The organism is Parazoarcus communis SWub3 = DSM 12120 (genome assembly GCF_003226565.1).
Taxonomy (GTDB): Bacteria; Pseudomonadota; Gammaproteobacteria; order Burkholderiales; family Rhodocyclaceae; genus Parazoarcus; species Parazoarcus communis.
Window position 1 is genome coordinate 157,683 of record NZ_QKOE01000007.1, and the last position, 26,477, is coordinate 184,159.

The following is a 26,477-nucleotide window of genomic DNA, read 5'->3' on the forward strand; positions in this document are numbered from 1 at the left end:
TTGCATGACGAGAAAGATACTGATTGTTGACGACGAGCCTAACATCGTCATTTCGCTCGAGTTCCTGATGAAGCGGGAGGGCTTCGACGTTCAGGTGGCCAATGATGGCGAGGAGGGGGTGCACAAAGTGCGCGCTTTCCGCCCGGACTTGGTGCTGCTCGATGTGATGATGCCGAAGAAGAACGGCTTTGAAGTGTGTCAGGAGCTCAAATCCGACCCGGATCTGCAGTCGATCAAGGTCTTGATGTTGACCGCCAAGGGGCGTGATACCGAGGTCAGCAAGGGATTGGCACTGGGTGCCGATGCCTATATGACCAAGCCGTTCTCGACCAAGGAGCTGGTGGAAAGGGTACGTGTCATGCTGGAGGTGTGAGCGATGTCGGCGCGCGTTCGCTTCATCCTGGCCATGGTCGTGCTGGGACTCCTGATGACCGGCCCCTTCATCCTGACTGCGGTCCTGGTATGGGCGGGGACCGAAGGCGCAGATCGTGAGCGCCTGCTCGAGGTCATCTCGCCGCATCTGCCGCTGGGCACCATGATGACGGTGATCGGGTTCGGACTGGGGGTTGCGGTGTTGCGCAACCTGTTCCGGCAATATGTTCAAGGCCTGTTGCGCATGGCCGAGAACCTGCGGCTGATGCTGGGGGCAAACTTCGGTTTCCGGGTGATGCCCGAGGGGCCGCCCGAGGTCTGTGCGCTGGCTGCCGCGGTCAACGAGCTGGCAGAGCAGCGTGATGGCTTGATGAACGATGTCGAAGCGCAGATCGCGCGCGCCAAGGAGTCGGTCGAGGCCGAAAAGAACCGGCTTGCCGCGTTGATGTCCGAGCTGACCCAGAGCGTCGTCGTGTGCAATCTCGATGGCCGCATCCTGCTGTACAACAGCCGTGCCCGTGCGCAGTTCCGCGCCTTGTCCGATACCCCTGGGGTCGCGGGCGGTGGCGAACTGATCGGCCTGGGACGCTCCATCTACGGCGTGTTCGAGCGCAATCTGGTCAGCCATGCGCTGGAAACCATCCACCAGCGGCTCAAGCGCGAGGGGACGCAACCGGTGGCCAACTTCGTCACCACCACGCGGGCCGGGCAGCTGTTGCGCGTGCAGATGGCGCCCGTGCTCAGCGGTGGCGGAGAGACTGCGGAGGCGGGTGAGCGCAGCATGACCGGCTTCATTCTGATGCTGGACAACATCACCCGTAACTTCGAGAACGAATCGCGCCGCGATCAGATGCTGCACACGCTGACCGAGGGCAACCGTGCGGCGCTGGCCAATGTGCGTGCTGCGGCCGAGATGCTGGAGTACCCGGATCTGCAGGACGAGCTCAAGGAGCGTTTCCGCACCGTGATCCGTGACGAGGTGCAGGCGATGAGCCGGCGTCTGGATCAGACGGCCAACGAGTTTGCCGATTCGCTGAAGGCGCGCTGGCCACTGGAGGAGATGCTTGGGGCTGACCTCATTGCCGCGATGAAGCGACAGGTCGAGCAGCGTATCAAGCTGCCCACCAAGATCGAGGAGGTCGACGAATCCCTGTGGGTCAAGGTGGACAGCTTCTCGCTGATGCAGGCCATCACCTACCTGGCCAGCCGCCTGTCCGACGAGTTCGAAGTGAGGGAGGTTCGCTTCCGCCTCACCAGTGCCGGCCGACTGGTGCATCTGGATCTGATCTGGTCCGGTCAGGCGATGAGCACCGAAACCGTCATGAGCTGGGAACTCGAACCCATGCAGTTCGATGGCGAGAGCAGCCCCCTGACCGTGCGCGACGTCATCGAGCGCCACGATGGCGAGATGTGGCTGGAGCGCGAGAAAGTCCGCCACCGTGCCTTCTTCCGCATCCTCATTCCGTCTGCGCTGCCGCAGGAGCAGGTCCAGGCCGAAACCTTCCTGCGTGGCGAGAGCCGTCCGGAATACTACGATTTCGATCTGTTCAAATGGTCGGAAAAGTCTCATGCGCTCGACGACCGCTTGCTGAGCGAGCTGGTCTATACGGTGTTTGATACCGAAACCACCGGCCTCAATCCGTCGCAGGGTGACGAGATCATCCAGATCGGAGCAACCCGCATCCTCAATGGCAAGCTGCTGCGCAACGAGTCTTTCGAACAACTGGTCGACCCGTGCCGCATGCTGTCTGCCGAGTCCGCCAAGATCCACGGTATCACCCAGGACATGCTGCGCGATCAACCCACCATAGACAAGGTGTTGCCGGCATTTCACGCCTTTGCCACCGATACTGTGCTGATCGCCCACAATGCCGCTTTCGACATGCGTTTCCTGCAGCTGAAGGAGGGGGTGACCGGCCTGCGTTTCGATCAGCCGGTGCTCGACACCCTGCTGCTGTCGGCGGTCATTCATCCCAATCAGGAGTCGCATCGTCTCGAGGCGATTGCCGAGCGCCTGGGTCTGACCATCGTCGGCCGGCATACCGCATTGGGCGATGCCATTGTGACCGCCGAGGTATTCCTGAAACTGCTGCCTTTGCTGGCGGAGAAAGGCATCCGCACTTTGCGTGAGGCCCGCGAAGCTGCCGAGAAGACCTACTACGCCCGGATCAAGTACTGATGCAGCGCCAGGTGCAGGCTGACGGGAGCCGTCCATGAAGACCTTTGCCCGTCAGCTGCGGCGCTACTATGGCTGGTATACCGGTACCTTCCTGTTCTTCGTGCTGCTGCTCGCGATCGGTGAGCAGATGGGGTTGTCACCCTACGTCATCGGCCACGTCTTCCTGTTCGTGACGATTGCGATCTACGCCAGCATCGGCGTGATGAGCCGCACCTCGGACGTGTCCGAGTACTACGTGGCGGGGCGTCGAGTGCCGGCGGTGTTCAACGGCATGGCAACCGCGGCCGACTGGATGAGTGCCGCCTCTTTCATCGGTCTGGCAGGTACGCTGTACTTTGCCGGGTTCGAGGGTCTGGCTTTTGTCACTGGCTGGACCGGCGGTTTCGTGCTGGTGGCGCTGTTGCTGGCGCCCTATCTGCGCAAGTTTGGCCAGTACACCATTCCGGATTTTCTTGGTGCGCGTTATCAGGGTAATGTCGCGCGGCTGGTGGGTCTGGGTGCCACCGTGCTTGCGAGTTTCGTTTATCTGGTCGCGCAGATCTACGGTGTCGGGCTGGTGACCAGTCGATTTGTCAGCGTCGAGTTCGAGATTGGCCTTTTCATCGGGCTGGCAGGCATTCTGGTGTGCTCCTTCCTTGGTGGCATGCGTGCGGTGACCTGGACCCAGGTGGCACAGTATGTGATCCTGATCGTTGCCTATCTGGTGCCGGTGGTCATCCTGTCGTACAAACTGACGGGCATTCCCTTGCCGCAGGCAATGTATGGCACCGTGCTGGCTCAGCTGACCGAGCGCGAGGAGGAGTTGCTGAAAACCCCGGGCGAGATCGAGGCACGGCTGCAGTACAAGTATCGGGCGCAGGACTACGCATCTAAGATCGCCGATCTGCCTGGCTCCCTCGAGGCCGAGCGCAGGGCGCTGATCGACCGGCTCAATACCATGCGGCTCGAGAATGCTGCCGCGCGCGACATCGCGCTCACCGAACGGGCCTTGCGCGATCTGCCGCGCTCCCCTGAGGAGGCAAAGGTCATCTGGGAGAAGGCCCGGGTGGCCGCGCTGGAGCGCGCCCGGCCACCGCCGCGGCATGCCGACCCACATCCGGGTGACACCCCTGAACAGAAAGCGATTGCGCGCAACAACTTTCTCGCGCTGGTGTTCGTGCTGATGGTGGGTACCGCTGCGCTACCGCACATCCTGATGCGTTACTACACCACGCCGGGCGTGGTCGAGGCCCGGCGCTCGGTGTTCTGGTCCTTGTTCTTCATCTTCCTGCTCTATGTCACTGCGCCGGCCTATGCGGTGTTTGCCAAGTGGGAGGTGTACAACGGTGTCATCGGCTCCAGCCTGTCCATCCTGCCGGATTGGGTGGCCTCGTGGGGCAAGGTTGGCATGGTGCGGATCGAGGACATCAATGGCGATGGCATCCTGCAGCTTGCCGAGCTGACCATGAACACCGATGTCATCATGCTGGCCACGCCGGAGATCGCCGGCTTGCCCTATGTGGTCTCCGGGTTGGTCGCCGCAGGCGGATTGGCCGCTGCGCTGTCGACGGCCGATGGCTTGTTGCTGACGATTTCCAATGCGCTGTCGCACGACTTCTACTACAAGGTCGTCAATCCCAAGGCCTCCACCCACCGTCGGCTGGTGATCTCCAAGTCGCAGTTGCTGGTGGTCGCCGTGGTTGCGGCATGGGTCGCGTCGATGCGTCCGGACAACATCCTGTTCATGGTCGGGCTGGCATTTTCGATCGGTGCGGCGGCCTTCTTCCCTGCGCTGGTACTGGGCATCTTCTGGAAGCGGGCCAACCGTGCCGGTGCGGTGACCGGCATGGTTGCCGGGCTGGGGGTCACGCTTTACTACGTCTGGCAGACGCATCCGTTCTTTGGCGGCTCGATGCATAACAGCTGGTTCGACATCAATCCGATCTCTGCGGGTGTGTTTGGTGTTCCGCTGGGATTCCTGACCATCATCGTGGTCAGCTTGCTGACGCCACCTCCACCGCAGGAAATCCAGGATCTGGTGGATTACGTCCGCTACCCGCAGTTGCCCAACGGCGGCCCTCCCTCGCAACTGGGCTAGGGGCTGTAGGGCTTGAGGCCGATCTGCTGCGCCAGTGGGAGAAACGGTCCATATCCGCCCGTTTTTTCGTTGCATGGAATGACTATGCGCCTCGAAAATGGCCGAATCTGTCCTCGTTTTCCCCTCGGCTCGCTACGATCGCTCAAGTCCGACAGCCTCCTGGGCGCCTTCCTGTGGGCAGGCGACAGGGCCCCGCCCATGCCGATGCCCGTTGCACCGGCATGGTGGATCGGCCGCGTTACACCGCAGCCAGGGCCTGTTCCAGGTCGACCAGGAGATCGTCGATATGCTCGATGCCGATCGACAGCCGCACCATGTCTACCGACACGCCGGCCTTGGCCAGTTCATCGGGGCCAAGCTGGCGGTGCGTGGTAGAAGCCGGGTGGCAGGCGAGTGATTTGGCGTCGCCGATATTGACCAGGCGGGTGATCAGCTTCAGCGCATCCTGGAACCGCGCGCCACCCTCCAGGCCCCCCTTGACGCCAAACGACAGGATGCCCGACGCCCGTCCGCCCATGTACTTGCGTACCAGCCCGTAATCGGCATGATCGGAGAGTCCGGCGTAATTGACCCAGTTAACCTTGTCGCTGCTCTTCAGGTATTCCGCCACCGCCACGGTGTTCTGGCAGATGCGGTCCATGCGCAGCGCAAGCGTCTCGATACCCTGCAGGATCAGGAAGGCATTGAACGGCGATAGGGCCGCACCCATGTTGCGCAGCGGCACCACGCGCGCGCGGGCGATGTAGGCTGCGGCACCCAGCGCCTCGGTGTAGACCACGCCATGGTAGGACACGTCGGGTTCGTTCAGGCGACGGAAACGCGTCTTGTGTTCAGCCCAGGGAAACTTGCCGGAATCGACGATGACGCCGCCAATCGAGTTGCCATGCCCGCCGAGATACTTGGTCAGCGAATGCACCACGATATCGGCGCCGTGTTCGAATGGCCTGCACAGATAGGGCGAGGGCACGGTGTTGTCGACGATCAGCGGCACGCCGGCCTTGTGTGCGATTTCAGCCAGGCGCGCGAGATCGGTGATGTTGCCCAGCGGGTTGCCGACCGATTCGCAGTAGATGGCCTTGGTGCGATCGTCGATCAGGCGGGCGAAAGCCTCCGGATCGCGATAATCGGCAAAACGCACTTCGATACCGAGTTGCGGAAAGGTGTGGGCGAACAGGTTGTAGGTGCCGCCGTACAAGGTCGCGGCCGATACGATGTTGTCGCCGGCTTCTGCGATGGTCTGGATCGCATAGCTGATGGCTGCCATGCCGGAGGCCACTGCCAGTGCACCGATGCCGCCCTCCATGGCCGCCACGCGCTGCTCCAGCACTGCGGTGGTGGGATTCATGATACGGGTGTAGATGTTGCCCTGAACCTTCAGGTCGAACAGGTCTGCGCCGTGCTGGGTGTCGTCGAAGGCATACGACGTGGTCTGATAGATCGGAACCGCGACAGCTTTGGTGGTGGGGTCGGGTGAATAGCCGCCGTGGACGGCCAGGGTTTCGAGTTTCATGCGGATGTCCCCTCTTGAATGAGTGGGCGGAGTATAGCCATAGCATGGGGCGCACGGAATGCGCACGATCAATCGGTAACAGGGCGACACTTGCCGCAACCTGCAGGATGAGGTCAAAATAATAAAGTATTACCGAATGCAGAACAGCCAAGGGCGCCGTAGCCGGCAGGTACTGACGGCCCCGCACGGAGGAAGCATGAAACAGAGCAGTGTCATCGCCTTGTTGTCGCAAAAAGGCGGTGTAGGCAAGACGACGGTCACCATGCAACTGGCCGACGGCCTGGCTGGAAACGGCTACCGGATTGCGGTTGGCGATCTGGATCCGCAGGAAAGTGCCCTACGTTGGGCAGGCAGTGTCGAGGGCTTTCCGGCCATGGTTGCCGCTGTGCAGGGAGATACAGAGGCCATTGCCAGCGGTGTGCGCGATATGGGGCGTCATGCGGATCTGGTATTGCTGGACTGCCCTCCATCGATCGAGCACCCGCATACGCTCGGGGTGCTTGAAGTGGCCGACATCGTCCTGATCCCGGTTGTACCCAGCCCGACTGACTTGTGGTCCACCCGTGCGGTCGAGCGTCTGGTGGTCGCGACCATGGCACGACGTCCGGGTTTGCGTGCGGCCTTGTTGCCAAACCGGATTCAACGCACCGCACTGGCCAGTGACGTGCTGGAGATCCTGCGTGAATTCTCCTTACCGGTTCTGGCCGGTGGTCTGAGTCAGCGCAATGCCTATGCGCAGAGTGCGATTGAAGGGGGGTCGGTTTACCGCTTGGGCCGTGCGGCGGACCCAGCCCGTGAAGAAGTGGACCGCCTGGTTGGGGCGGTCCTGAAAATGATTGGAGGTCATTGATGAGTAACAGCAAGAATACCAAGTCGGCTTTGCGCGCCACGCTGCAGAAGGAAGACGCATCAGTTGCCGAGCGTCTGCCAGACGTGATGGCTGCGGTAGCGGCCGAACCTGTGGTTCAGGCTGCACCACAAGCCGCAGCCGCAAAGATTGCGGTGCCTGACGTGGTGCCATTGGACAAGGCTGATGCCGCACCAAAGTCAGCAGCGAAGCCGGCAGCGAAACCCGCAGCGAACTCGGGGGCGAAGCCGGTCGCAGACAAGGCCCCGGCAAAGGCGGCCCCGGCAAAGAAAGCGGCACCTGCCAGGCGTGCAGCAACTGTCGTCAAGAAAGCCGCTGCACCTGCTGCAAAGGCAGGGGCGGTTGCAAAGGAAAATGCGGCTCCCGTGCCGGATGCGAAGGTCACCGCAGCGACTGCAGCCAAACCCGCCGCAGCCAAGCCCGCCGCAGCCAAGCCCGCCGCAGCCAAGCCCGCCGCAGCCAAGCCGGCGACTCAAGTTGCGACGGCATCCAAGGCCAAAAAGCCGGAAGCCCCGGTCCCGGCGGCTAAAACTGCGCCGGCAGTCGCTGCAACCAAGGCATCCACTGCCAGCAAGCCGGCGGCGGCCAAGAAGGCGGCTGCAAGCTCGGCAGCGCCCAAGGTGGTGAAGCCGGTCAAGGCCAAGGTCGCCGCTGTCGAGGTCATTCCTCCGGTGTCTGCCCCCGTCAAGGCTCTGGTGGTGGAGGCCAAGAAGGAAAAGCCGGGCAAGGTGGTGCGCGATTCGTTCTCGATGCCCAAGACCGAACATGCCGACCTGAAGAACCTGCGTACTGCGCTGGCCAAGGCGGGTCGTCTATCCACCAAGTCTGAAGTGCTGCGTGCAGGCCTGCGTTTGCTGACCCAGCGCACGGTCGATGAACTGGTTGCGGTGCTCGATGCGTTGCCTGTCGTGCCCAAGGGCAAGGGCAAGAAGTAAGTCAGGAAGTCTGGTGGGTCGGTTCTGACCGCCTTTCGAGACGCCTGGCCCCCTGTTCCAGTGCCTGCTCAACGGGGCGGGAGGCTGGGCACGACCGACGGTCCAGTTTTACCGCTCGAGTTCGACGACGATCAACCCGCGCAAGGCATTTCCGAGGTAGATCGTGCCCGCCTGTTCCAGATCTGCCGGGTAAAGCGGGGCCTCGATCGCCCGGCCGGTTTCGATCAGCTCGCGACGCAGAACCCCATCCAGTGCCCCAGATGCCAGCGGTGGGGTCAGCAGCATGCCGTCGCCACGGTCGACGAACAGGTTGCTGCGAGCACCTTCGACCAGTTCCCCACTTTCATTGAGCAGCAGGGCGTCAAACTGCTCCCTCGCCATCGCCTGCGTCAGCACCCGGTCGTAGCGTGCGCGCAAGGTGGTCTTGTGCCGTAGCAGCGGGTTGGTGCTGATGACCCGCTCGTGACTGATGCCCATCCGATGAGGGCCTGAGGCGAGCTCGGCGAGTGCTTCGCTATCGATCCGGAGACTACCGTCGGCGCTCAATTCCAGTCTGACCCGGTGCGTGCCGGCTGGCAGCGTGTCGGCACGGTCCTGCAGGCCTTGCGTAACGGCATCAATGTCACAACGATGCCCAAGCGCACGGGCCGATTGGTCGAGCCGGGCCAGATGGCGTGCGAGCAAGGGGTAGGGTGTGGTCTGGCCAGCCTCGCAGCGCAAGGTTTCGATCAAACCGAATGGGGGCGGCAGACGGCTGGTGAAGCGTGCCTTTAACAGGCACTCGGCCCATTCGGACGGACCGTCGGAATCGGCGACCACGCCGCTGCCGACATTCAGACGGACACGCCGGTCGGGCCCGATGCGCAAGGTGCGGATCGGTACATTCAGGCTGAAGTCGCCGTTCGGGGCGATCCAGCCGAATGCGCCGCAATACAGGTCACGTGGGGAGGTTTCGAGTTCGCGGATGATCTCCATTGCGCGGATCTTGGGTGCGCCGGTCACTGAACCGCAGGGGAACAGCGCGCGCAGGATGGTGTGCAGCCCGGCGCGCACGGGCTCGGCAGCGACAGTCGATGTCATCTGCCACACCGTCGGATAGGCCTCGACCTCGCACAAGGCGGTGACGCGGACGCCGCCGCTTGGTGCCAGGCGGCCGAGATCGTTGCGAATCAGGTCGACGATCATCACGTTTTCGGCACGGTCCTTGGGCGACTGTTGCAGGGCCTCGGGGTCGGTGTTGCGTGCCGAGGTCCCCTTCATTGGCCGGCAGGTCAGCCGTTGCCCGCGACGCTCGACGAACAGCTCCGGAGAGCGTGACAGGATGGCCTGCCCGGAGTCGGCCACAAAGCCGCCGTGCGCCACTGGCTGCGCCTGCATCAGGCGGCGGTAGAGCGCCAGCGGCGCGCCATAAAGTTGCCCGTGCAGCGGCCAGGTGTAGTTGACCTGATAGCAGTCGCCCGCATGAATCAGCGCACGTATGCGATCAATGGCCTGCAGGTAGTGCTCACGCGTGATGCCCACGCTCAGGTTGGCAATGCCGGCAACACGCTCTTCTTCCGGCAGTGCCTGGAGCCGTGCGTCGAGGTGCGCCTCCGAGTCCACCCGGTCCAGGTATCTGCCGGTGGAAAAGATCCATGCGGTCAGCAGTGGAGGAGGCTCGCATCCGGCGGCGGGGGCCGGTGGGTGCCCGCGGCGTTGCAGCCGGGGCTCCAGCACCTCGCCCAGCTCGTAAGCAGCGGCCAATGCAATCCAGTGACCGGCTGTCGATGCGGCCTCGATCTGCGCCAGGCAGGCTGGCAGCTCGGCGCCGTCGCGGCAGATCCTTTTGTCGACCAAACCCTCGAGCCACAGGTCACGGCCTTCGAGTTGATTGTCGAAAAGGGCAAACTCGGCTGAAGCGGGCGGGGGGGTGAGGGGCATGCGGATGCGGGAGAGGTTTGGGGGCGGGGCGGAGGTGAGTGCCGCCAGCATTCTACCTGCGCGCCCAGTCGGTTTTGGCGCGCCTTTGCTTGTCGCGCGCAGTGCCGGGCGGGTTCAGGATGCATGGACCCGCCCGCCGCATGCGATCATCCGCCCGCCCTGCTAAACTCTCGCCTCTTGCGCGTCAGTGCGCACCCAACCGCTGTCTCGAGGATCGTTCCGTGAAGTACATCTCCACCCGCGGCCATGTCGGCCAGCCCGCCAATCCCGAATTCTGCGACATCCTGCTCGGTGGTCTGGCGCCGGACGGCGGGCTTTACCTGCCGGAAAGCTATCCACGCATCGGCCGTGCCGAGCTCGATGCGTGGCGCTCGCTGTCTTACGCCGGGCTGGCCTTCGAGATCCTGTCGCGCTTCATTACCGATATTCCGGCGGCTGACCTGAAGGCGATCTGTGACAAGACCTACACCGCCGACGTCTATCGTCACGCCCGCCCGGGCGACGACACTGCGAAAATCACGCCGGTGCATTGGCTGGAGCAGGGGCGTCTGGGTTTGCTGGAGCTGTCCAACGGCCCCACCCTGGCGTTCAAGGACATGGCCATGCAGTTGCTCGGCAACCTGTTCGAGTACGTGCTGGCCAAGCGTGGCGAGAGCATCAATATCCTGGGGGCCACCTCGGGCGACACCGGATCGGCAGCCGAATACGCAATGCGGGGCAAGCAGGGCGTGCGGGTGTTCATGCTGTCGCCGCATGGCAAGATGAGTGCTTTCCAGCGTGCGCAGATGTATTCACTGCAGGATGAAAACATCTTCAACATTGCCGTGACCGGCATGTTTGACGATGCTCAGGACATCGTCAAGGCGGTGTCCAACGATCTCGAATTCAAGGCAAAGTACAAGATCGGTGCGGTCAATTCGATCAACTGGGCGCGCGTTGCGGCCCAGGTGGTGTATTACTTCAAAGGCTACTTCGAGGCCACCACGTCCAACGACCAGCAGGTGGCGTTCTGCGTGCCTTCGGGCAATTTCGGCAACATCTGCGCCGGCCACATCGCCCGCATGATGGGCTTGCCGGTGGCAAAGCTCATCCTCGCCACCAACGAGAACGACGTGCTCGACGAGTTCTTCCGCACCGGGGTATATCGTCCGCGCAAGACAGCCGAGACGCGGGTCACCTCCAGCCCGTCGATGGACATCTCCAAGGCCTCCAATTTCGAACGCTTTGTGTTCGACCTGGTCGGTCGCGATCCCCGTAAGGTCGCCGCACTGTGGACCGAGGTCGATGCCGGCCGCCCCTTCGACCTTTCCGCATCGGCCGAGTTTGCCCGCATCGGTGACTTTGCCTTTGCGTCTGGCAGCAGCAGCCATGCAGACCGTCTTGCCACCATCGGCAAGGTATTCGAGCAGTACGGGGTCATGATCGACACCCACACCGCCGATGGCGTGAAGGTGGCCTGGGAGCAGATCGAGACGATTCCGGCGGACGTTCCGGTGCTGGTGCTGGAGACGGCATTGCCGGTCAAGTTCGCCGAAACCATCCGCGAGGCGCTCGGGCGTGACCCCGAAGTGCCCGCCGACCTGCAAGGCCTGGAGGCGCTGCCGCAACGCGTCGAAGTGATGGCGCCGGATCTGGAACAGATCAAGCGCTTCATCGTCGAGCGCGTCTGAACCAGATGGGTGTTGCCTGGCAGGCTTGGATGTGGTGCCTGTTCCGGCGGGGTTGTCACCTCGCCCTACGTCGGGCTTTGGGTGAGTGGGATTGATGGTGAAGGATTGAATCGCCGGGTTTTGGCTGCGTGGGGTTTGGTAGGGCGGGATGAAATCCCGCCGGGGGGTGGCGGTGGTGCGTCCATGGCTGAGTGCATCCCGGCTATTGACGGCAGCGGGTTGGCCTTCTACAATCCGCGCTCTTTCGCAGATGGGCGGTTAGCTCAGCGGTAGAGCACTGCCTTCACACGGCAGGGGTCACTGGTTCGATCCCAGTACCGCCCACCATCGGTGGGTGTTCTGCGAAATGTTCCGGCAGAGGGTACAACCCTGCTGACCGGGCGGTTAGCTCAGCGGTAGAGCACTGCCTTCACACGGCAGGGGTCACTGGTTCGATCCCAGTACCGCCCACCAGAATCCAACCCCGACGTCGTTTCGACGGCGGGGTTTTTTATTTTTTGCTGTCGTTCGCGGTGTCGCGCCACCCCGGACTGTTCATGGATTGCATCTGATGACCGCCACCGTCCGTACCCGTTTTGCCCCCAGCCCCACTGGCTATCTTCACATCGGCGGCGCGCGTACTGCGCTGTTTTCATGGGCCTATGCCCGCCGTCATCAGGGCGTGTTCATCCTGCGGATCGAAGATACCGACGTCGCGCGCTCCACCCCCGAGGCGGTACAGGCGATCCTGGATGGCATGCAATGGCTGGGGCTGAACCACGACGAAGGTCCGTTCTACCAGATGCAGCGCATGGATCGTTACAAGGACGTGATCCAGCAGATGCTGGCGGCGGGCACCGCCTATTACTGCTATACCTCGAAGGAAGAGCTGGACGCCCTGCGTGCCGAGCAGGAAGCGCGCAAGGAAAAACCCCGCTACGACGGTCGCTGGCGTCCGGCCCCTGGCAAGACGCTGCCCACACCGCCGGAGGGTGTGCAGCCGGTGGTGCGCTTCTGTAACCCCACCGAGGGCAGCGTTGCCTGGGACGATCTGGTGAAAGGGCGCATCGAGATCTCCAACGCCGAACTCGACGACTTCATCATTGCCCGCGCCGACGGAACGCCCACCTACAACTTCTGCGTGGTGGTGGACGACTGGGACATGGGCATTACCCAGGTGATCCGCGGCGACGATCACGTCAATAACACGCCGCGTCAGATCAATGTGCTGAAGGCGCTGGGGGCCACCGTGCCGCAGTATGCGCACCTGTCGATGATCCTTGGCAGTGACGGTACCAAGCTCTCCAAGCGGCATGGTGCGGTCAGTGTGATGCAGTATGACGACGACGGCTATCTGCCGGAAGCCGTCATCAACTATCTGGCGCGCCTGGGCTGGAGCCATGGCGACGACGAGGTGTTCAGCCGTGAGCAGTTTGTCGAGTGGTTCGATCTCGACCACATCACCCCGTCGGCGGCACAGTTCAACACCGAGAAGCTCAACTGGCTCAACGCGCACTACATCAAGCAGGCGGACAATACCCGCCTGGCGGGTGAGGTGGCCAGCCGTCTGGCACGGCGCGGAGTGGACCCCGAAGCAGGGCCGGCGCTGGAATCCGTGGTTGCGCTGTACAAGGACCGTGCATCCAACCTGAACGAGCTGGCCGATGCCGCCGAGCTGTTCTGTGTTGACGTTCATCCGGCCGAAGAGGTGGTGGCCCAGCATCTGACCGAGGCAGCGCGTGCTGCCTTGCGCAGCCTTGCTGCCCGTCTGGCAGGCGCGGCGTGGGAGAAGCCGGCGCTCAATCAGGCGATCAAGGACACCATGGCCGAGCACGGCCTGAAGATGCCGCAGGTCGCCATTCCGCTACGGGTGGCGGTGCTCGGTGTGCCACAGACGCCGTCGATCGATGCGGTGCTCGAGGTGCTGGGTCAGGCGCGCGTGCTGGCACGCTTGAACCGCTACCTCTGACCGGGGGTGGCTGCAGCCTTGTCATCCAGCCTGGGCAGCGGTGTCGAAACACGGTTGCGCCCGCCTGTCTTCGCGGCGTAGAGCGCTTCGTCGGCACGCTGTAGCGGCGCATCGGTGTTTTCATCGGTGTGCTGCAGTTCGGTGATGCCAATGCTGACGGTTACCGAAATCCGTAGCGTTCCGAACTCTGCCGCGCTGTTTTCCAGCGCGCCGCGCAGACGCTCGGCAGTTTCTGTCGCCCCCTTGATGTCATCTCCCGGCAACAGCATCGCGAACTCCTCGCCGCCAAGGCGCCCGATCAGGTCGGTCTGACGCAGGGTGTTGCGGGCAATGGCGACAAAGTGCTTGAGTACCGCATCGCCCGCTGCGTGGCCGTAGCGGTCGTTGACGTTCTTGAAATGATCCAGGTCCGCCATCAGCAGCGAAGCGGGGTGCCCGTTGCGGCGCAGGCGGGCGAGTTCGGATTCCAGTGCCGACAGGAAATGCCGGCGATTACCGGCACCGGTCAGCGGGTCGGTGGTGGCAAGACGGATCAGTTCGTCCTGGCGGCGCCGGTAATCGGTGATGTCGCGGAACACCACCACTGCGCCTTCGCGATGATCATGCTCATTGATCGGCGCAACAGTCATCGAGACCGGAAAATGCTCGCCGGTGTCGCGGATGAACCAGTCCTCACAGACGCGGCGCTTGCCGTCAGCCAGCGTCTGTTGAACCGGGCAGAGTGCGTTGGGGTAGGGTGAGCCGTCCCTGTGGCTGTGATGGAAGAGCTGGTGCTGATCGTGGCCGACGACCTCATCAGCGCGGTAGCCCAGCATCTGCAGTGCAGACCGATTGATGAAGGTGGCGTGGCCGTTGCGGTCGACACCATAGATGCCGTCGCCAGCGGTTTCCAGCAACAGTTTGTTGTGCCGCGACAGCTTTTGTAGTGCTTCGGTCTGGGTCTCCAGCTGGCGACGCCACTCCCTGCGGCTGAGCTTGGACAGGATCAGCACCAGGGCCAGCACAAACGCCAGGCCGGACAGGGCGGTGCGGATCAGCTCCCACCGCTCGTTTTCGTGGGCAAGCAGCAAGTGGGTGACATCCTTCCAGATCACCACGGAACCGATCGGGGGCCGGTTGCTGTCGAGGCTGCCAAGATAGTCGTGAAAGCCGAAACGGATCAGGTGGTACGTCCGCCCCTTCCATTCCAGCAAGGGGGTAGCCTGCTTGCCCGCGGTGGGTTTCAATTCACCGGCCTCCAGCCATTCGGCAGCCTGCGGTCCCGTTGCGGTCAATAGATAGCAGCACTGGTTGCGCTTGCTTGGCGCGCTGTTGGGGCGATAACTCTCCCACATGGCATCGGTGACGGCCTCGGCACGCAGCAGCACGGCAATGCCGATATCCAGCCGATGGCTGAGGCGGTCGATCAGGTCGCTCATGCCGATGCCAACCTCGAGCGTGCCGACATGCAATGGATTGCCCTCCGCATCCGGGTGGGTGACAGGTACTGCGCCGCGCACGCCAGCGTATGCGCGGCCGATTTCGAAGCCGCTGCGGGGTATGCGGTCGGCCTGGACGGCACGAAGCAGCGGCCGCAGCTCCATCAGGCTGTCGCCCTGGTCGTCAGGTGCGTGCATGCGCAGCAAGGAGCGCAGATCCGGGGTGGTCAGCACTTGCAGCTGGCGCAGGTCGTTGTGGCGGTAAAGCTCGATCCACTGCGACTGCATCTTGCGCAGGAGCTGGGTGTGTGCAGCCTCCGCCACCTGAAGGTCGCCCGCTTGTCTGGCTTGCGTGCCTTGTGCGGTCAGGCGGCGGAGTTCGGCATCGGATGCGAGGCCAAATGCCAGTGATATCGCTTGTTGCTCGAGTTCGCCGAGCGCGGCCCGATAGACGCTCTCCAGCCGGACAGCCTCCTGTTCGAACTGAAGGTCCAGTTGGTCGTCCAGTTGCTTCAGCGACAAGGCACCTACTGCGGCGAATATCGCTGCAACCAGCAGGCTTGCAATCAGCACGACCGATCGGTAGCTCACGGTTCAAATGTCCGTTTGACTGGCCACCATTCTAGGCCTCTCCATGCATCATGCGAACTGTCATTTACGCCAAAAGTGATATTTGTCAGCTTATCCCGCAAATTTTTCAGGCCTGAGGACGCCCACATCAGCCACGAAGGCGACCATGGCATAGTGGCGAAAGTACGTGGCCTCGACATGGGTGGTGATGGTGACGGCAGTGGAAACATCGCACAGGATTTCCATGCGGATGCTGCGGTCGGCGTCCCAGGTGCCGCTGCGGTCGCCGTGGCTGCCACGGCCGCGAACGTCGGCCACGGTGTAGCCGTGCGCGCCCAGGCGCATGACATCCCGCGAGAGCTTTTCTTCCAGGGCGCGTTCGGTAATCAGTACGACCAGTTTGCAAGGATGGGTGTTGGGCATGTTTCAGCCTCCATGGATCAGGCTGACCAGGCGGTGGTATAGCGGTATGCCCAGCAGCAGGTTGAAGGGAAAGGTGATCACCAGTGCTGCAGTGATCGACAGCCCGGGGTTGGCCTCCGGTACCGCGATCCGCATGGCAGCGGGCGCTGCGATATAGGAAGCGCTCGCAGCCAGGGTCGCCAGCAGCAGGGTGCCGCCAGCAGACAATCCGATGGCCGCGCCAAGCACGATGCCCAGCAGCGCGGACACGACCGGCATGCCCAGTGCAAAGCCCGCCAGGAACAGTCCACTGCTACGCAGGGCGCCGGCCTGGCCTGCGGCCACCAGCCCCATTTCCAGCAGGAACAGACAGAGCGCTCCCTTGAACAGATCAAAGAAGAAAGGCTGCAGCGGCTTCAGGCCGTCTGGTCCGGCGGCCCAGCCGATCAGCAGGCCACCGGCAAGCAGTACCATGCTCTTGCCAAGAAAGATCTCGTGCAGCAGCGAGCCCCAGCGTACTTCACGCATGTTGCCGCCCAGTCGGGCCAGCAGCACGCCAACGGCGATACCCGGCATCTCCAGCAATACCAGGAACAGGGGCAGATAGGCTTCGTAAGGAATATCGCGTGCGATCAGGTAATCCACCGCCACGGCAAAGGTGACCACACTGACCGAGCCATAGTGGCCGGCAATGGCGGCCGCATTGAAGCGGTCGAATCGGCCCAGCTTGTACAGGATCGGGAACGCGATCAAGGGGATCAGGATGCCGAGCACGATCACTGCCGAAGCCTGGGGCAGCACCGCCAGCGGATCCTGGCGGGCAAGCTCCATGCCGCCCTTCAGTCCGATGGCAAGCAACAGGTAGATCGACAGGGCCTCGTAGAGTTGTGCGGGCAGCTTGAGGTCCGAGCGGGCGAGCCGTGCCAGGAATCCCAGCACGAAAAAAAGGGCGATGGCGTCCATGAGCGAGTCCGTTATTTATTGTTGAAGTTGTTCAGTCGTCGGTGGCCATCACCCGCGCCGGCCTCAGCAGGTAGCGCGCCGGATCGACAGCCGCGACTAGGTCTGTTTCCAGTGGCAAAGGTTCCGCATTGAGCTGCGCGGCAAGCAGTTCTCCTGCGAGCGCGGCCCACACCAGACCGCGGGCACCGAAGCCGGACAGGACATGCAGCCCGGGATGGCGTGGAACATCCGCCAGCGGGGTTCCTGCCGCCACCGTGCCGGGCACCGGGACGGCACCGATCATTGGCAGGCGGTCGGGCGAGGCAGGGCGGAACCCGACCCGGCCATCGAGCTGATCCGGTTCGACGTTGTGGGTATAGCCGGGCAGCATGGCCTCCAGCTTGTCGAGATTTTCCTGATGATCCAGCGCGCGCAAGCCGGTGGCGTCGTCATCGACCGAAAAGGTGGCGCCGGCGCAACGCAGGCCGTCAATGGCCGGGGTGACATACCCCATCCGGCACATCACCACCCTGGGTGGACTGGCGTCGCTGGCCCGCAGCAGACTGACCTGACCGCGCGCGCTGACCAGCGGAATGGCCGAAGCCAGTGGAAATCCGGTCAGGCCTGTCCCGGCGGCGAGGATGGCAACCGGTGCGGCAGCCAGGGGCTTGCCGGCCGCGTCGCGCGCAACCCAGTGCGTCCCCTCACGGACCAGATCGGCAACCTTGTGTGCAAAATGCCGTGTGATCTGCCCGGGGTGTGCCGCAAGGTTGGCGGCGCACAGGCTGGGGGGTTGCACCCAGCCGCTGTTGGCGAAATACCAGCCGCCGGTAGCGACTGGCCAGCCGCCGATGCGACTGGCTTCGTCGGCGTCAACAAACCGCAGCAACTCCGGTGGCAGTTGCAGCCGTTCGACCACTGCACGCATCTTGTCCTGCTGCGCGACGTCGCGTGCCAGGTGCAGCACGCCTCCTGCGTCGGCCCGGATGGCATGTCCTTGGGCGATGAGCTTGCGGATATGCCGCCAGCCGTAAAGCGTGCCGGCCCGGGTCAGGCGGCTCATGCGGTTGTCGTCCAGGCTGGGCAGTGGGCGCAATACCCCCGCATGGTTGCCGGAGGCGCCCTGGCCGGGGCCGGCGGCAGCGTCGACGAGCTCAAGTCGCCAGCCACGAACGGCAAGCCGTTCGGCAACCGAGGTGCCGGCAATGCCCGCACCGATCACCAGGGCGTGAGGGGTTGCCACGGGCGCAGACGAAGGTGCTGCCAATGCCCCTGCCTGATCGGAAGCATGGGTCTGACGCAACAGGCGGCCGCGCAACATCTGGCGCTTACCACCGAAACCGGGGGCCTTTTCGACCTCGAACCCGGCGCGGCGCAAGCCCTCGCGCACGTCGCCGGCAACCGACCAGGTGGCCAGTGTGGCACCCGGTGCAGCGCGGGCGGCAAGCAGGTGAAAGATCTTGGGTGACCATAGGTCCGGATTGCAGGCCGGCGAAAAGCCATCCAGCAGCAGCGCGTCAGCGCTGACCGACAGCTTGGCCAGGCCGTCGCGTGCATCGCCAAGGTACAGGGTCAGGCAGACGCGTTCCTGGTCGAGGTGAATGCGATGCACCCCGGGCACCGGGCCGGGCCACGCTGCCTGCAGTTCGGCCGCAAGTCCGGCAAACTCCGGCCAGCGTGCATGCAGGGTGCGAAGGTCTTCCAGGCAGAAGGGGTGCAGTTCGCAGGACACGAAATGCAGGCTTGCCGACCGGTCCGGATCGGCTCTCCAGGCGGCCCAGGTGGCGAGAAAATTCAGCCCCAGGCCGAAACCGGTCTCCAGCAGGACAAATCGTGCTCGGCCCCGCCACCTTTCGGGTAGACCATTGCCCGCAAGAAAGACATGATGCGCCTGGCCCACGCCGCCGTCGCTGGAGTGGTAAACATCGCCAAAACTGTCGGAGTAGGGCGTACCGTCTTCGGTCAGGCGGAAGCGGGCGGGTTCGATGGGCATGGCGCGTTGGAAGCACACCGCTGTGGTGGCCTTTGTGGCGAAGGTGTGATCAAGTGTGCTGCGGTGGAGACAGGCAGTGCGCTATGTTATAGCGTTTGCGAAGAATCCCAAAAACTCGGGCTGTGGCGTTCGATTCCGGTTTGCCCCAAGTCTGGTCTGTGGAATACTTCACTATAACTAAAGTATAAGAGAGAAGGGCTTTGAGACTCCCCTTTGCACGATATCCGGGCAGGATTGCCGACCTCGCACGGTGCTAGCGCATGCGTAAGGTCTGGTTGGCACAACGCATCGCCCAATCCCGCTGCATCATCGCGGCGGTATTGTCTCTGGCCGCAGCTGGGGCGCTGGGGGTGCTGCTGGCGCGCGGCGGACATGCGCCGGCAGGCGTCACCCTGGGCATTATCGGCCTGCTGGTGCTCGCCCTGGCGCTGACGCTGACTGCACTGTTGTCGATGCGTCGTTCGCAACGTGCCCAGATGCTGCTGATGGAGGGCGCCAATGATGGCGTGTTCGAGTGGGATCCGGTCAGCAAGCGGCTCAAGGTCGGCAAGCGGCTGCTCGGCATCCTGGGCTACGAAGACAACTTCCTGGCCGATACCCATGCCTGGCTCAATATCGTGCATCCGGAAGATCGCGCGCGCTACAACCGCAGCGTGGCGGCGCACCTCAAGGGGCTGACCGACCATTTCTATTGCGAGTACCGGGTACTGGCATCCAACGGCGAGTACCGCTGGCTGGCGGCCCGTGGCATGGCACTGCGCAACCGGCGTGGCGTGGCGGTACAGATGGCCGGATCGGTGTCGGACATCACCGAGCGCATGGTGCGTGAGCAGCAGATCCGCGACCTCGCACTCAATGATCAGCTGACCGGTCTGCCGAATCGCCGCAGCCTGATGGAGCGCCTGCCCGCGGCGATCGCGGCCGCCGATCGCGGATCGCAGCAACTGGCGGTGCTGTTCATCGATCTGGATCGGTTCAAGAACGTCAATGACACGCGCGGCCATGTGTTTGGCGACACCTTGCTGGTTGCCATGACCGAACGGCTGCCGGCCGCACTCCGGGCTTACGATTTGCTGGTGCGCCAGGGCGGCGACGAGCTGATCGTGGTCTTGCCCGGGCTTTATGGTCAGGCCGAGGCGGTGACGGTAGCGCGTCGCTTGCTGGAGATGATTGCCCAGCCGGTGACGGTGGAGGGGTCCGAGATCCAGATCACCGCAAGCATTGGCATTGCGTTGTATCCGCAGGATGCACAGGACGCCGACGGCCTGTTGCGCTGTGCCGATATTGCAATGTATGCGGCCAAGTCCAGCGGCGGCAACGAAGTCCGGCTGTTCGAATCCAGCATGCGCGAGCGGGTCAGCGCCCGGGTGACCATGGAGGGGCGTTTGCGTCGGGCGATTGAGAACGGCGAGCTGCTGCTGCATTTTCAGCCGCAGTGTCATTTCGCCGACCGGCGGCTGGTCGGTGCCGAGGCGCTGGTGCGCTGGCAGGATGGCGAGCAGATGATCCCGCCAGACCAGTTCATCCATCTGGCTGAAGAAACCGGCTTGATCATGCCGCTGGGGCGCTGGGTCATCGACAGTGCCGTTGCCCAGCTGGCCGCGTGGGGCAAGCTGGGACACCATGGCTTGCGCATGTCGATCAACCTGTCCACCCGGCAGTTTCTGCGTAACGCGGTCGATCTGGAGGTTCTGACCGCCATCTCGCGTCATGGTGTGGGTTCGGCGTCGATCGAGCTTGAAGTGACCGAGTCGGTGCTGCTCAATCCCGAGGGGACGGCCTTGCGTGCGCTGCATGCGCTGCGCGAGGCGGGCTGCCGGATTGCGCTGGATGACTTTGGCACGGGCTACTCGTCATTGTCCTACCTACAGTTGCTTGAGCTGGATACGCTGAAGATCGACAAGACCTTCATCTCCAGCCTGGGGGGCGCCCACAATCTGCGAGCCGGACGCAATGCAGCGGCAATCGTGACCGCGATGATCGTGCTCGGGCACCGGCTGGGCTACGAGGTGGTGGCCGAAGGTGTGGAGAATGTGGAGCAGTTCAACTGGCTGAAGGCCGCCGGCTGCGAGGTCTGCCAGGGCTATTACTTCAGCAAACCTCTGCCGGCCGCATCCTTTGAAGCGGCGTTCCTGTCGGGTGCGCCGACGGCTGTCGTTTCCAACGTCGCTTGAGCGAGACCGGGTGCCGGTCGTTGCGGTATCAGGTGGCCGTGATACGCAGCGGAATCGTCACCGGACCGTCGTTGATCAGCTGAATCTTCATGTCGGCTCCAAAGCGACCGGTTTCGACCTGGGGGTGGCGTTGCCGCGCCTGATTCACAAAGTAGTCGTATAGCGCTTCACCCTCGGCGGGTGGCGCAGCAGCGGTGAAGCTGGGGCGGTTGCCACCACTGGTGTCCGCCGCCAGGGTAAATTGGCTGACAATCAGCAAGCCGCCGGCCACGTCCTGAACCGAGCGGTTCATCTTGCCCACCTCATCCGAAAAGATGCGCAGTTTCAGGATCTTGCCCAGCAATCGATCCGCCTCGGCAGGGGTGTCGCCCCGTTCGGCGCACAGCAGAATCAGCAGCCCATGGCCGATCCGGCCGGCACTTTCGCCGTCGATGCGGACATCTGCTTCCGATACGCGTTGCAATACTGCGAGCATGCCGTCTTCCCGAAAAACAAAACCCGCAGGGCTTGCGCACTGCGGGCTGCATGGATGAAACCCGCCGCTTACTCCGGACGCATCTGCGGCATAGGGAGTTTAAAGGTAAGTTGTTGGATACAAACGAATTCATGGAATTCTTTTTAAGAATGTACCCCCAAAAGTACCCCCGCGCAAGCGTCGCCAGAACTGCCGGTTTCGGTGAAGGCGGCGACGCGGTAGAGGCGGACGTAGGTTGTCTCCCTTTTCTGCTCACCTGCGTAGGGGATAAGCCCTATGCAGGCCCCCAGGTAAGCGGCGCAGGCAGGCTCAGAAACGATAGCCATAAATGTTCCTTGAGTGTCAAGCGCTAGCGGGTGATGGAGACGGCTGGGGGGCACACACACAGCGAGAAATGGCGGTTTTCCGTGGAACGATGCGAATGGAATCGAAGAAATCCAGTAACCGCTAGGGTTTCAGGGGTGTTCAGTCATCCACGGATTCACCGTTCAAAACCGTGGATATCCACCGGTTTGTAGGTGGGTGTAATAAAAACAATGGCTTACGATGATCGCTCTTCCACAATTTCCACGGTTTGGGGGTAAACATCCGTGGATACATTCAGTTACATAGCTTACAAGTTGTGGAAACCGTGGAAGGTCTTTTTCTTCGCCTTTCTTCTTATTTTTTCTTATAAATCAACAATAAAGAAGATATTAGCAGAGAAATAAATGCAAATGGGGTGAAACGGTGGTGTGGAAGGTTTAGCCAATTTCGTGGAAAAAAAGGGGCATTCCGTGGAAAAAATGGGGCAAGTTGTGGATACAAAAAAGCTGTTTAGGGCCTAGGTATAGGGTTTTGTGGCTCCAATCCACGGAATTGAGGCAGTTTTTGATTCTGTGTGCTCCCTGGGCGCCCCATTTTTCGACCCGTAGGCCAGCTGAAGCCCCACTTCGTCTGGGCGGAGCATCGGCGTGAGGTCATGGATAGGTCTTTGCAGCCGTTCGGGTTGGTTCGTGCAAGACGCAGGGGGGCGGCGGCGGTGATGGTCTGGTAGCCGCTGGCGTCGTTGGGGAGGGACTGCCATAGAACCGTTGTTGCTCTTGCTTGGTTGCCTGCCGCATCGAAGGGCGGGTGGTCATAAGGACTGGTTGTTCCTTGCCTGAACCTCGGCCTGAACGGCCGTTTGAGCCGGCGTGACGGATCGTCAGCTATCGGCCATCAGCGGACGCAGGGGGACTTTCCGCAACCGGCCGTTCGATGCGGCACCGATGGCCTTCGCGCACGGGTAGTGAATCCGCCAGGAGTGACTCGCGCTGCCCTACCTCTCACTCGAGGGGCGGCAGCGCATCAAGCGGTGAGCGCACTCCGGCACCGCCGACTTTCAGCACATGCGTGTAAATCATCGTCGTGGAGACGTCGGAATGGCCGAGCAGATCCTGCACGGTTCGAATGTCGTAACCACAAGCGGGCTCGGCTAGCGGCCGCACGGGCGGCGCTACAGATGCCAGAACCGCAACCGATGGCCATCGAAGCGGCCGAAGCCTTCCTCGCCCGGGTCAGCGGCCACGACCCCTGTCGTTGCACGTACTGTTTGCATGGGCGCTGGCACCCCATCGCCGTGTTCGCCCCGGCCCCACGGTGCCGGGATGGGCCGTCATGAAAAGGGGTAGTTTCAGATCTCGCTGCGCTCACGACAACCGTGCTCGGTTGCCCCTGCGTGCGTTGGCCGTATCAGCGCCCGAAACCCGCTCGATGTCCTGTGGCGCGGGGGACATGTGGGTCAGGACAGGCAACTGCGCGCTGCTCCGCCACCAATCAAGCATGCCGGATCGCTGCGGCACTGACTTGCTCTATCCAGTGCGCATGAGCCGGGCGTAGAATCCCCAGTAGCACCGCTTTCCCGGCGGTTCAGTCCAACAAGGTTTATCCCTCGCGACATGCACAGCCACTCCGAATCCGCCTGCGTGCCGCGAGGCATAAACCCTATTCGTTATGCGAATCTAAAACAGATAGGTGTATGACATGAAAAGGAAAATAGAACTCTGGGATCGCAACAGCAATTACATTTGGGGTGAATTAGACAGCAGCAACAAAATAGAATTGTGGGACCGCCAACAAAACTATATCTGGGGCGAATTAAAGGGAGGCAAGATAGAGCTTTGGGATAAAGAGCAGAATTACATCTGGGGCGAACTCAAAGGCAACGAAATTGAGCTATGGGACAAAGAGCAAAATTACATTTGGGGCGAGTTAAAATAGGCACTCGCGAAGGGCTCTATGCCGTTTCCAGTGGAAATTGACAGATCAACAAACATGACGGTAGCGCCCGTAGTCGCGGGCGACGGCTGGCACCAAGGGGTTCTGCGGTAGATGCTCGAGCTTGGACATGCGCAGATAGGCAATCGCGATGAAATTCTCGGGGTCACGGAAGCCTCGGGCGGCGGCTTTCGCTTTCTGCAGCAGGCCGTTCATCGCCTCGACGTAGGCATTGCTGCGCCCATCGAGCATGCCTCGCACCACGCCACGGAGGTGCCCTTTGAGCGTGGTCGCCAGGCGCTTGAACGGTTCGAGTCGCGAGCGCCGCGCCCAACTCATCCACTTCTTCAGCGCCCCTTGGGCGAGCTCTTCGCTGTTGCTGGCTCGCGCCTCGCTGTAGACGAGCCGCAGGGCCTGCGTGAGTCGCCAGGCGCGTGCGCTCTTCAGGTTCGAGCGCTGCAGCCAGTGCATCGCCTCGAACTGCGCGCGGGTCCAACTCGCCGAGTCCTTGCGCATGCCCCACAGCAACTCGCGAAGGGTCTTCTTGCTCTGTGCGCCGACCGCTTCACGCACTGCTGCGGCCGAGCTGCGCATCTCTTCGCGGCGCACCTCATCCATGGCCGTGTTGGCCAGCGCAATAACGTGAAAGCGGTCGTAGCTGATCTGGGCATTGGGCAGCGACTGACTGATCCCCTTGGCGTAGGCCGCGCTCATGTCGATGTAGGCGTGTTCGATCATGGCCGGATCACCCCCGTGCGCCCGCATGTCGTCGGCGAAGGCTGCCAAGGTTTGATGGTCACGGCCCGGGCAGGCGAACAGCAAACGCTTGGCCGCCAGGTCATGCACGACCGTGATGTACTGGTGCCCGCGCTTGACGCTGGTCTCGTCGATGCCGACGTGGCGCACGCCCGACATGTCGTCCTTGGCGCGCGCCACCTCGACATAGTGCCGAACTCGCCGCCACAAGCGCTTGGCCGCTACCCGCATGTGATTGGCGGCCTGGCGCACCGGAAGCTCCCGGCACAGCGACAAGCCCAGCGCCTCGAACAACAAGGTAAAGCCGCTGCCCTCGCGCGCCCACGGCACCGGCAACTGCGTGGTCTTGCCGCATCCCGAGCACTGCACCCGCGGCACCTCGGCATGCAACCAGGCCTCGAACTGGAAAAAATCAAGGTGGCGCCAGCTCCGACGCACGCGGTCATGGATCACCTGATGCTCGACCCCGCATGCCGGGCAGGTCGCACGCTTGCCGGTGTGCTCGACCTCGAAGTCGATCCGGCGCTTGCCCGTGTTGAGTTCAACCTTGGCGACGTGCCACGGCGGCTGCAGGCCAAGTGCAGTGGTGAAGAGGGTTTCGATCTGGTTGCTCATGGGGGGCGAGGTAGGTGTCAGTGTCAGGCGGTTGTACCACCGATCGTCATGTTTGTTGATCTGTCAATTTCCACTGGAAACGGCATAGAGCCTCGCGAAGTCTCGCATAACAATGCGCTCAAATCGCTCACTTCGTTCGCTGGGACCGCGTTCCGCGGCCCCTTGGCTTAATCGTTATGTGTTCAAGGCATAAATAAATGAATATTAAAGCATCTCCAGATCAAGAGCGGCTTATCCGGGAATTTCAAGAGATATTGGGAGTCGAATGGGTAAATAAACAGCTAGAAAGGTTCTATAAGGAAAGAGATAAATCCAAAAAGTATAATGATCGCGGAAAGGAATTTGGAACTATTATTTCTCTTCTTGGGAACGTCATTCCGACTCTTGGTTCTGACAAAACCGATGAATGGAGTCTTCTTAGACTCTGTTATATCGCCAACAATGTTACCAGCGCTTCGAATGCATTTTGCAATGGCGTAGATGAGAAAATTGAAAAGCTAAAGACACTAGACACTACTCAAGAAAATAGTACATTATATGAATTTGTATCAGCTTCAATTTTACTCTCTCTGGGGCATAAAGTAGATTTTATTGCTGAGGTAAAAGGGGAGAAGCGGCCTGATCTATTGGTAGATGGATGTGTAGAAGTCGAATGCAAGCAACGAGGTAAGACGCAAGTAGAACTAATACAAGATGCAGTCTGGAACCAACTTTACCCTCAGGTGCAGAAAATATTTCATCGGAAAAAGCAATCCGCAATGATAGAGGTTTTTTCTGATAAAGAGCTGGTAAATAATACAGACATTAAAAAAATTGTAGGCTTTCTCAAAAAGGTTGAGCCAGGAAAATTGATTAGAGAAGAAATTGATTCCGTCCATGTTGTCGTAAGCCCTATAGATGTTATTGACAGTCCATATGGAATACAAGCCGACACGCCAGATCCTCAGTTTCCGTCAGCTTTTCATAGAGTAGAAATGTTATTTCATAAGGGGCCAAGCGGAGTAACGCCAAACTCAGGATTCTTTCTTGAGTGCCTATTCGGGGGGAGCACCTTGAGAGGAAGAGAGGAAGGCATTAAGGATAGACTGAGAAGCGCCAAAAAGCAGGTCAGCGGTTCTAACCCAGCTATAGTTTTTATAGATCTGCGGCTTAAGATTAATCGCAGAAATTCGATTGATTTATCTCCTGCGGTTAATGCTATAGATAATTGGATGAAACAAAATACTTCACTGGCCGCAGTTATACTTACTACTCCTATAGAAACCAAGACGAATGAAGGCAATACCGTGGGACATCACATAATTAGTCGTCTACATGACTCGCCTAAAGTAAGATTGCCAAGTGATTTTAGACTATAACAATTTTGAAGCAGCAAGAGAGTCACATAACAAAGCGGTCAAAATGGACACAATAGT

General features: G+C 61.5%; 18 protein-coding genes, 2 tRNA genes and 2 pseudogenes. 13 read left to right on the forward strand and 9 right to left on the reverse strand.

Annotated elements, in window-relative coordinates:
* Positions 1–4: 4 nt before the first annotated feature.
* Genes DNK49_RS12140 through DNK49_RS12150 form a run of 3 tightly spaced genes read left to right on the forward strand, consistent with a single transcriptional unit; the run spans position 5 to position 4,628 of the window.
* Positions 5–373 (forward strand): response regulator transcription factor, encoded by a 369-nt coding sequence (locus DNK49_RS12140; protein WP_110524872.1) that lies wholly within the window; start codon positions 5–7, stop codon positions 371–373.
* Positions 374–376: 3 nt separating this feature from the next.
* Entirely contained in the window at positions 377–2,551 is a 2,175-nt protein-coding gene (locus DNK49_RS12145) for an exonuclease domain-containing protein (RefSeq protein ID WP_110524874.1), read from the forward strand.
* A gap of 34 nt (positions 2,552–2,585) precedes the next feature.
* A complete protein-coding gene (locus DNK49_RS12150) occupies positions 2,586–4,628 on the forward strand; it encodes a sodium:solute symporter family protein (protein WP_110524876.1) in 2,043 nt (680 codons plus the stop codon).
* Between the two features lie 238 nt (positions 4,629–4,866).
* Here DNK49_RS12150 and DNK49_RS12155 read toward each other — a convergent pair whose 3' ends face one another.
* Positions 4,867–6,138 (reverse strand): O-acetylhomoserine aminocarboxypropyltransferase/cysteine synthase family protein, encoded by a 1,272-nt coding sequence (locus tag DNK49_RS12155; RefSeq protein WP_110524878.1) that lies wholly within the window; start codon positions 6,136–6,138, stop codon positions 4,867–4,869.
* A 196-nt stretch (positions 6,139–6,334) separates the two neighbouring features.
* On the opposite strand from DNK49_RS12155, the gene parA reads away from it, so the two are divergent.
* Complete coding sequence (gene parA, locus DNK49_RS12160; protein WP_110524880.1) at positions 6,335–6,988, forward strand: ParA family partition ATPase; 654 nt, start codon at positions 6,335–6,337, stop codon at positions 6,986–6,988.
* Positions 6,988–7,941, forward strand: coding sequence for a hypothetical protein (locus DNK49_RS24985; RefSeq protein ID WP_110524882.1), 954 nt, complete (start codon positions 6,988–6,990; stop codon positions 7,939–7,941). Before parA ends, DNK49_RS24985 begins: the two co-directional genes overlap by 1 nt.
* Before the next feature lie 108 nt (positions 7,942–8,049).
* On the opposite strand, the gene pabB is transcribed toward DNK49_RS24985, so the two are convergent.
* Complete coding sequence (gene pabB / locus DNK49_RS12170) at positions 8,050–9,861, reverse strand: aminodeoxychorismate synthase component I (RefSeq protein ID WP_110525001.1); 1,812 nt, start codon at positions 9,859–9,861, stop codon at positions 8,050–8,052.
* 221 nt (positions 9,862–10,082) lie between these two features.
* Between pabB and thrC the strand changes: the two genes are divergently transcribed.
* The 4 genes from thrC to gltX all read left to right on the forward strand — a co-directional run bounded on the left by thrC (position 10,083) and on the right by gltX (position 13,479).
* Positions 10,083–11,531 carry a threonine synthase gene (gene thrC / locus DNK49_RS12175; protein ID WP_110524884.1) on the forward strand — a complete coding sequence of 483 codons (1,449 nt, stop codon included), beginning with the start codon at positions 10,083–10,085 and terminating at the stop codon, positions 11,529–11,531.
* A 252-nt stretch (positions 11,532–11,783) separates the two neighbouring features.
* Positions 11,784–11,858 (forward strand) — tRNA-Val (locus DNK49_RS12180).
* Between the two features lie 51 nt (positions 11,859–11,909).
* Positions 11,910–11,984: transfer RNA gene (locus DNK49_RS12185), tRNA-Val, on the forward strand.
* 97 nt (positions 11,985–12,081) lie between these two features.
* Positions 12,082–13,479: a glutamate--tRNA ligase gene (gene gltX, locus DNK49_RS12190; RefSeq protein WP_110524886.1), complete on the forward strand. Its 1,398-nt coding sequence runs from the start codon at positions 12,082–12,084 to the stop codon at positions 13,477–13,479.
* Here gltX and DNK49_RS12195 read toward each other — a convergent pair.
* From DNK49_RS12195 to mnmC, 4 genes are all read right to left on the reverse strand, one after another.
* Complete coding sequence (locus DNK49_RS12195; RefSeq protein ID WP_110524888.1) at positions 13,470–15,488, reverse strand: sensor domain-containing diguanylate cyclase; 2,019 nt, start codon at positions 15,486–15,488, stop codon at positions 13,470–13,472. The two genes, gltX and DNK49_RS12195, sit on opposite strands and share 10 nt — an antisense overlap.
* Before the next feature lie 90 nt (positions 15,489–15,578).
* The gene (locus DNK49_RS12200) at positions 15,579–15,890 is read right to left on the reverse strand and encodes a P-II family nitrogen regulator (RefSeq protein ID WP_110524890.1); all 312 of its coding nucleotides are present in this window, start codon (positions 15,888–15,890) and stop codon (positions 15,579–15,581) included.
* 3 nt (positions 15,891–15,893) lie between these two features.
* Complete coding sequence (locus DNK49_RS12205; protein ID WP_110524892.1) at positions 15,894–16,832, reverse strand: sodium-dependent bicarbonate transport family permease; 939 nt, start codon at positions 16,830–16,832, stop codon at positions 15,894–15,896.
* Positions 16,833–16,863: 31 nt separating this feature from the next.
* Positions 16,864–18,804 (reverse strand): bifunctional tRNA (5-methylaminomethyl-2-thiouridine)(34)-methyltransferase MnmC2/FAD-dependent 5-carboxymethylaminomethyl-2-thiouridine(34) oxidoreductase MnmC1, encoded by a 1,941-nt coding sequence (gene mnmC / locus DNK49_RS12210; RefSeq protein WP_110524894.1) that lies wholly within the window; start codon positions 18,802–18,804, stop codon positions 16,864–16,866.
* 260 nt (positions 18,805–19,064) lie between these two features.
* On the opposite strand from mnmC, the gene DNK49_RS12215 reads away from it, so the two are divergent.
* Positions 19,065–20,978 carry a putative bifunctional diguanylate cyclase/phosphodiesterase gene (locus DNK49_RS12215; RefSeq protein WP_110524896.1) on the forward strand — a complete coding sequence of 638 codons (1,914 nt, stop codon included), beginning with the start codon at positions 19,065–19,067 and terminating at the stop codon, positions 20,976–20,978.
* Between the two features lie 28 nt (positions 20,979–21,006).
* Here DNK49_RS12215 and dtd read toward each other — a convergent pair whose 3' ends face one another.
* Both dtd and DNK49_RS12230 read right to left on the reverse strand, forming a co-directional pair.
* Complete coding sequence (gene dtd, locus DNK49_RS12220) at positions 21,007–21,453, reverse strand: D-aminoacyl-tRNA deacylase (RefSeq protein WP_110524898.1); 447 nt, start codon at positions 21,451–21,453, stop codon at positions 21,007–21,009.
* Between the two features lie 1,307 nt (positions 21,454–22,760).
* Positions 22,761–22,895: pseudogene (locus DNK49_RS12230) on the reverse strand (tyrosine-type recombinase/integrase); the annotation flags it as partial.
* Between the two features lie 2 nt (positions 22,896–22,897).
* On the opposite strand from DNK49_RS12230, the pseudogene DNK49_RS24645 reads away from it, so the two are divergent.
* Together DNK49_RS24645 and DNK49_RS12240 are read left to right on the forward strand one after the other, a co-directional pair.
* Positions 22,898–23,095, forward strand: a pseudogene (locus DNK49_RS24645) (IS91 family transposase); the annotation flags it as partial.
* 362 nt (positions 23,096–23,457) lie between these two features.
* Positions 23,458–23,694, forward strand: coding sequence for a hypothetical protein (locus DNK49_RS12240; RefSeq protein ID WP_110524903.1), 237 nt, complete (start codon positions 23,458–23,460; stop codon positions 23,692–23,694).
* A gap of 45 nt (positions 23,695–23,739) precedes the next feature.
* On the opposite strand, the gene DNK49_RS12245 is transcribed toward DNK49_RS12240, so the two are convergent.
* Positions 23,740–25,062: an ISL3 family transposase gene (locus tag DNK49_RS12245; RefSeq protein WP_110524910.1), complete on the reverse strand. Its 1,323-nt coding sequence runs from the start codon at positions 25,060–25,062 to the stop codon at positions 23,740–23,742.
* Between the two features lie 197 nt (positions 25,063–25,259).
* Here DNK49_RS12245 and DNK49_RS23920 point away from each other — a divergent pair, with 197 nt between their 5' ends.
* On the forward strand, positions 25,260–26,420 hold the full coding sequence (locus DNK49_RS23920) for a hypothetical protein (protein WP_133255102.1): 1,161 nt from the start codon (positions 25,260–25,262) through the stop codon (positions 26,418–26,420).
* Positions 26,421–26,477 lie beyond the last annotated feature (57 nt).

What these genes read in the sequence shown, in the direction of transcription:
- DNK49_RS23920 (WP_133255102.1), top strand. Translation starts at nt 25,260, where the DNA reads ATGAATATTAAAGCATCTCCAGATCAAGAGCGGCTTATCCGGGAATTT.
- dtd (WP_110524898.1), bottom strand. Translation starts at nt 21,453, where the DNA reads ATGCTCGCAGTATTGCAACGCGTATCGGAAGCAGATGTCCGCATCGAC.
- DNK49_RS12150 (WP_110524876.1), top strand. Translation starts at nt 2,586, where the DNA reads ATGAAGACCTTTGCCCGTCAGCTGCGGCGCTACTATGGCTGGTATACC.
- DNK49_RS12140 (WP_110524872.1), top strand. Translation starts at nt 5, where the DNA reads ATGACGAGAAAGATACTGATTGTTGACGACGAGCCTAACATCGTCATT.
- pabB (WP_110525001.1), bottom strand. Translation starts at nt 9,861, where the DNA reads ATGCCCCTCACCCCCCCGCCCGCTTCAGCCGAGTTTGCCCTTTTCGAC.
- DNK49_RS12240 (WP_110524903.1), top strand. Translation starts at nt 23,458, where the DNA reads ATGAAAAGGAAAATAGAACTCTGGGATCGCAACAGCAATTACATTTGG.
- DNK49_RS12205 (WP_110524892.1), bottom strand. Translation starts at nt 16,832, where the DNA reads ATGGACGCCATCGCCCTTTTTTTCGTGCTGGGATTCCTGGCACGGCTC.
- DNK49_RS12200 (WP_110524890.1), bottom strand. Translation starts at nt 15,890, where the DNA reads ATGCCCAACACCCATCCTTGCAAACTGGTCGTACTGATTACCGAACGC.
- parA (WP_110524880.1), top strand. Translation starts at nt 6,335, where the DNA reads ATGAAACAGAGCAGTGTCATCGCCTTGTTGTCGCAAAAAGGCGGTGTA.
- DNK49_RS12245 (WP_110524910.1), bottom strand. Translation starts at nt 25,062, where the DNA reads ATGAGCAACCAGATCGAAACCCTCTTCACCACTGCACTTGGCCTGCAG.
- mnmC (WP_110524894.1), bottom strand. Translation starts at nt 18,804, where the DNA reads ATGCCCATCGAACCCGCCCGCTTCCGCCTGACCGAAGACGGTACGCCC.
- DNK49_RS12155 (WP_110524878.1), bottom strand. Translation starts at nt 6,138, where the DNA reads ATGAAACTCGAAACCCTGGCCGTCCACGGCGGCTATTCACCCGACCCC.
- gltX (WP_110524886.1), top strand. Translation starts at nt 12,082, where the DNA reads ATGACCGCCACCGTCCGTACCCGTTTTGCCCCCAGCCCCACTGGCTAT.
- DNK49_RS12215 (WP_110524896.1), top strand. Translation starts at nt 19,065, where the DNA reads ATGCGTAAGGTCTGGTTGGCACAACGCATCGCCCAATCCCGCTGCATC.
- DNK49_RS12145 (WP_110524874.1), top strand. Translation starts at nt 377, where the DNA reads ATGTCGGCGCGCGTTCGCTTCATCCTGGCCATGGTCGTGCTGGGACTC.
- DNK49_RS24985 (WP_110524882.1), top strand. Translation starts at nt 6,988, where the DNA reads ATGAGTAACAGCAAGAATACCAAGTCGGCTTTGCGCGCCACGCTGCAG.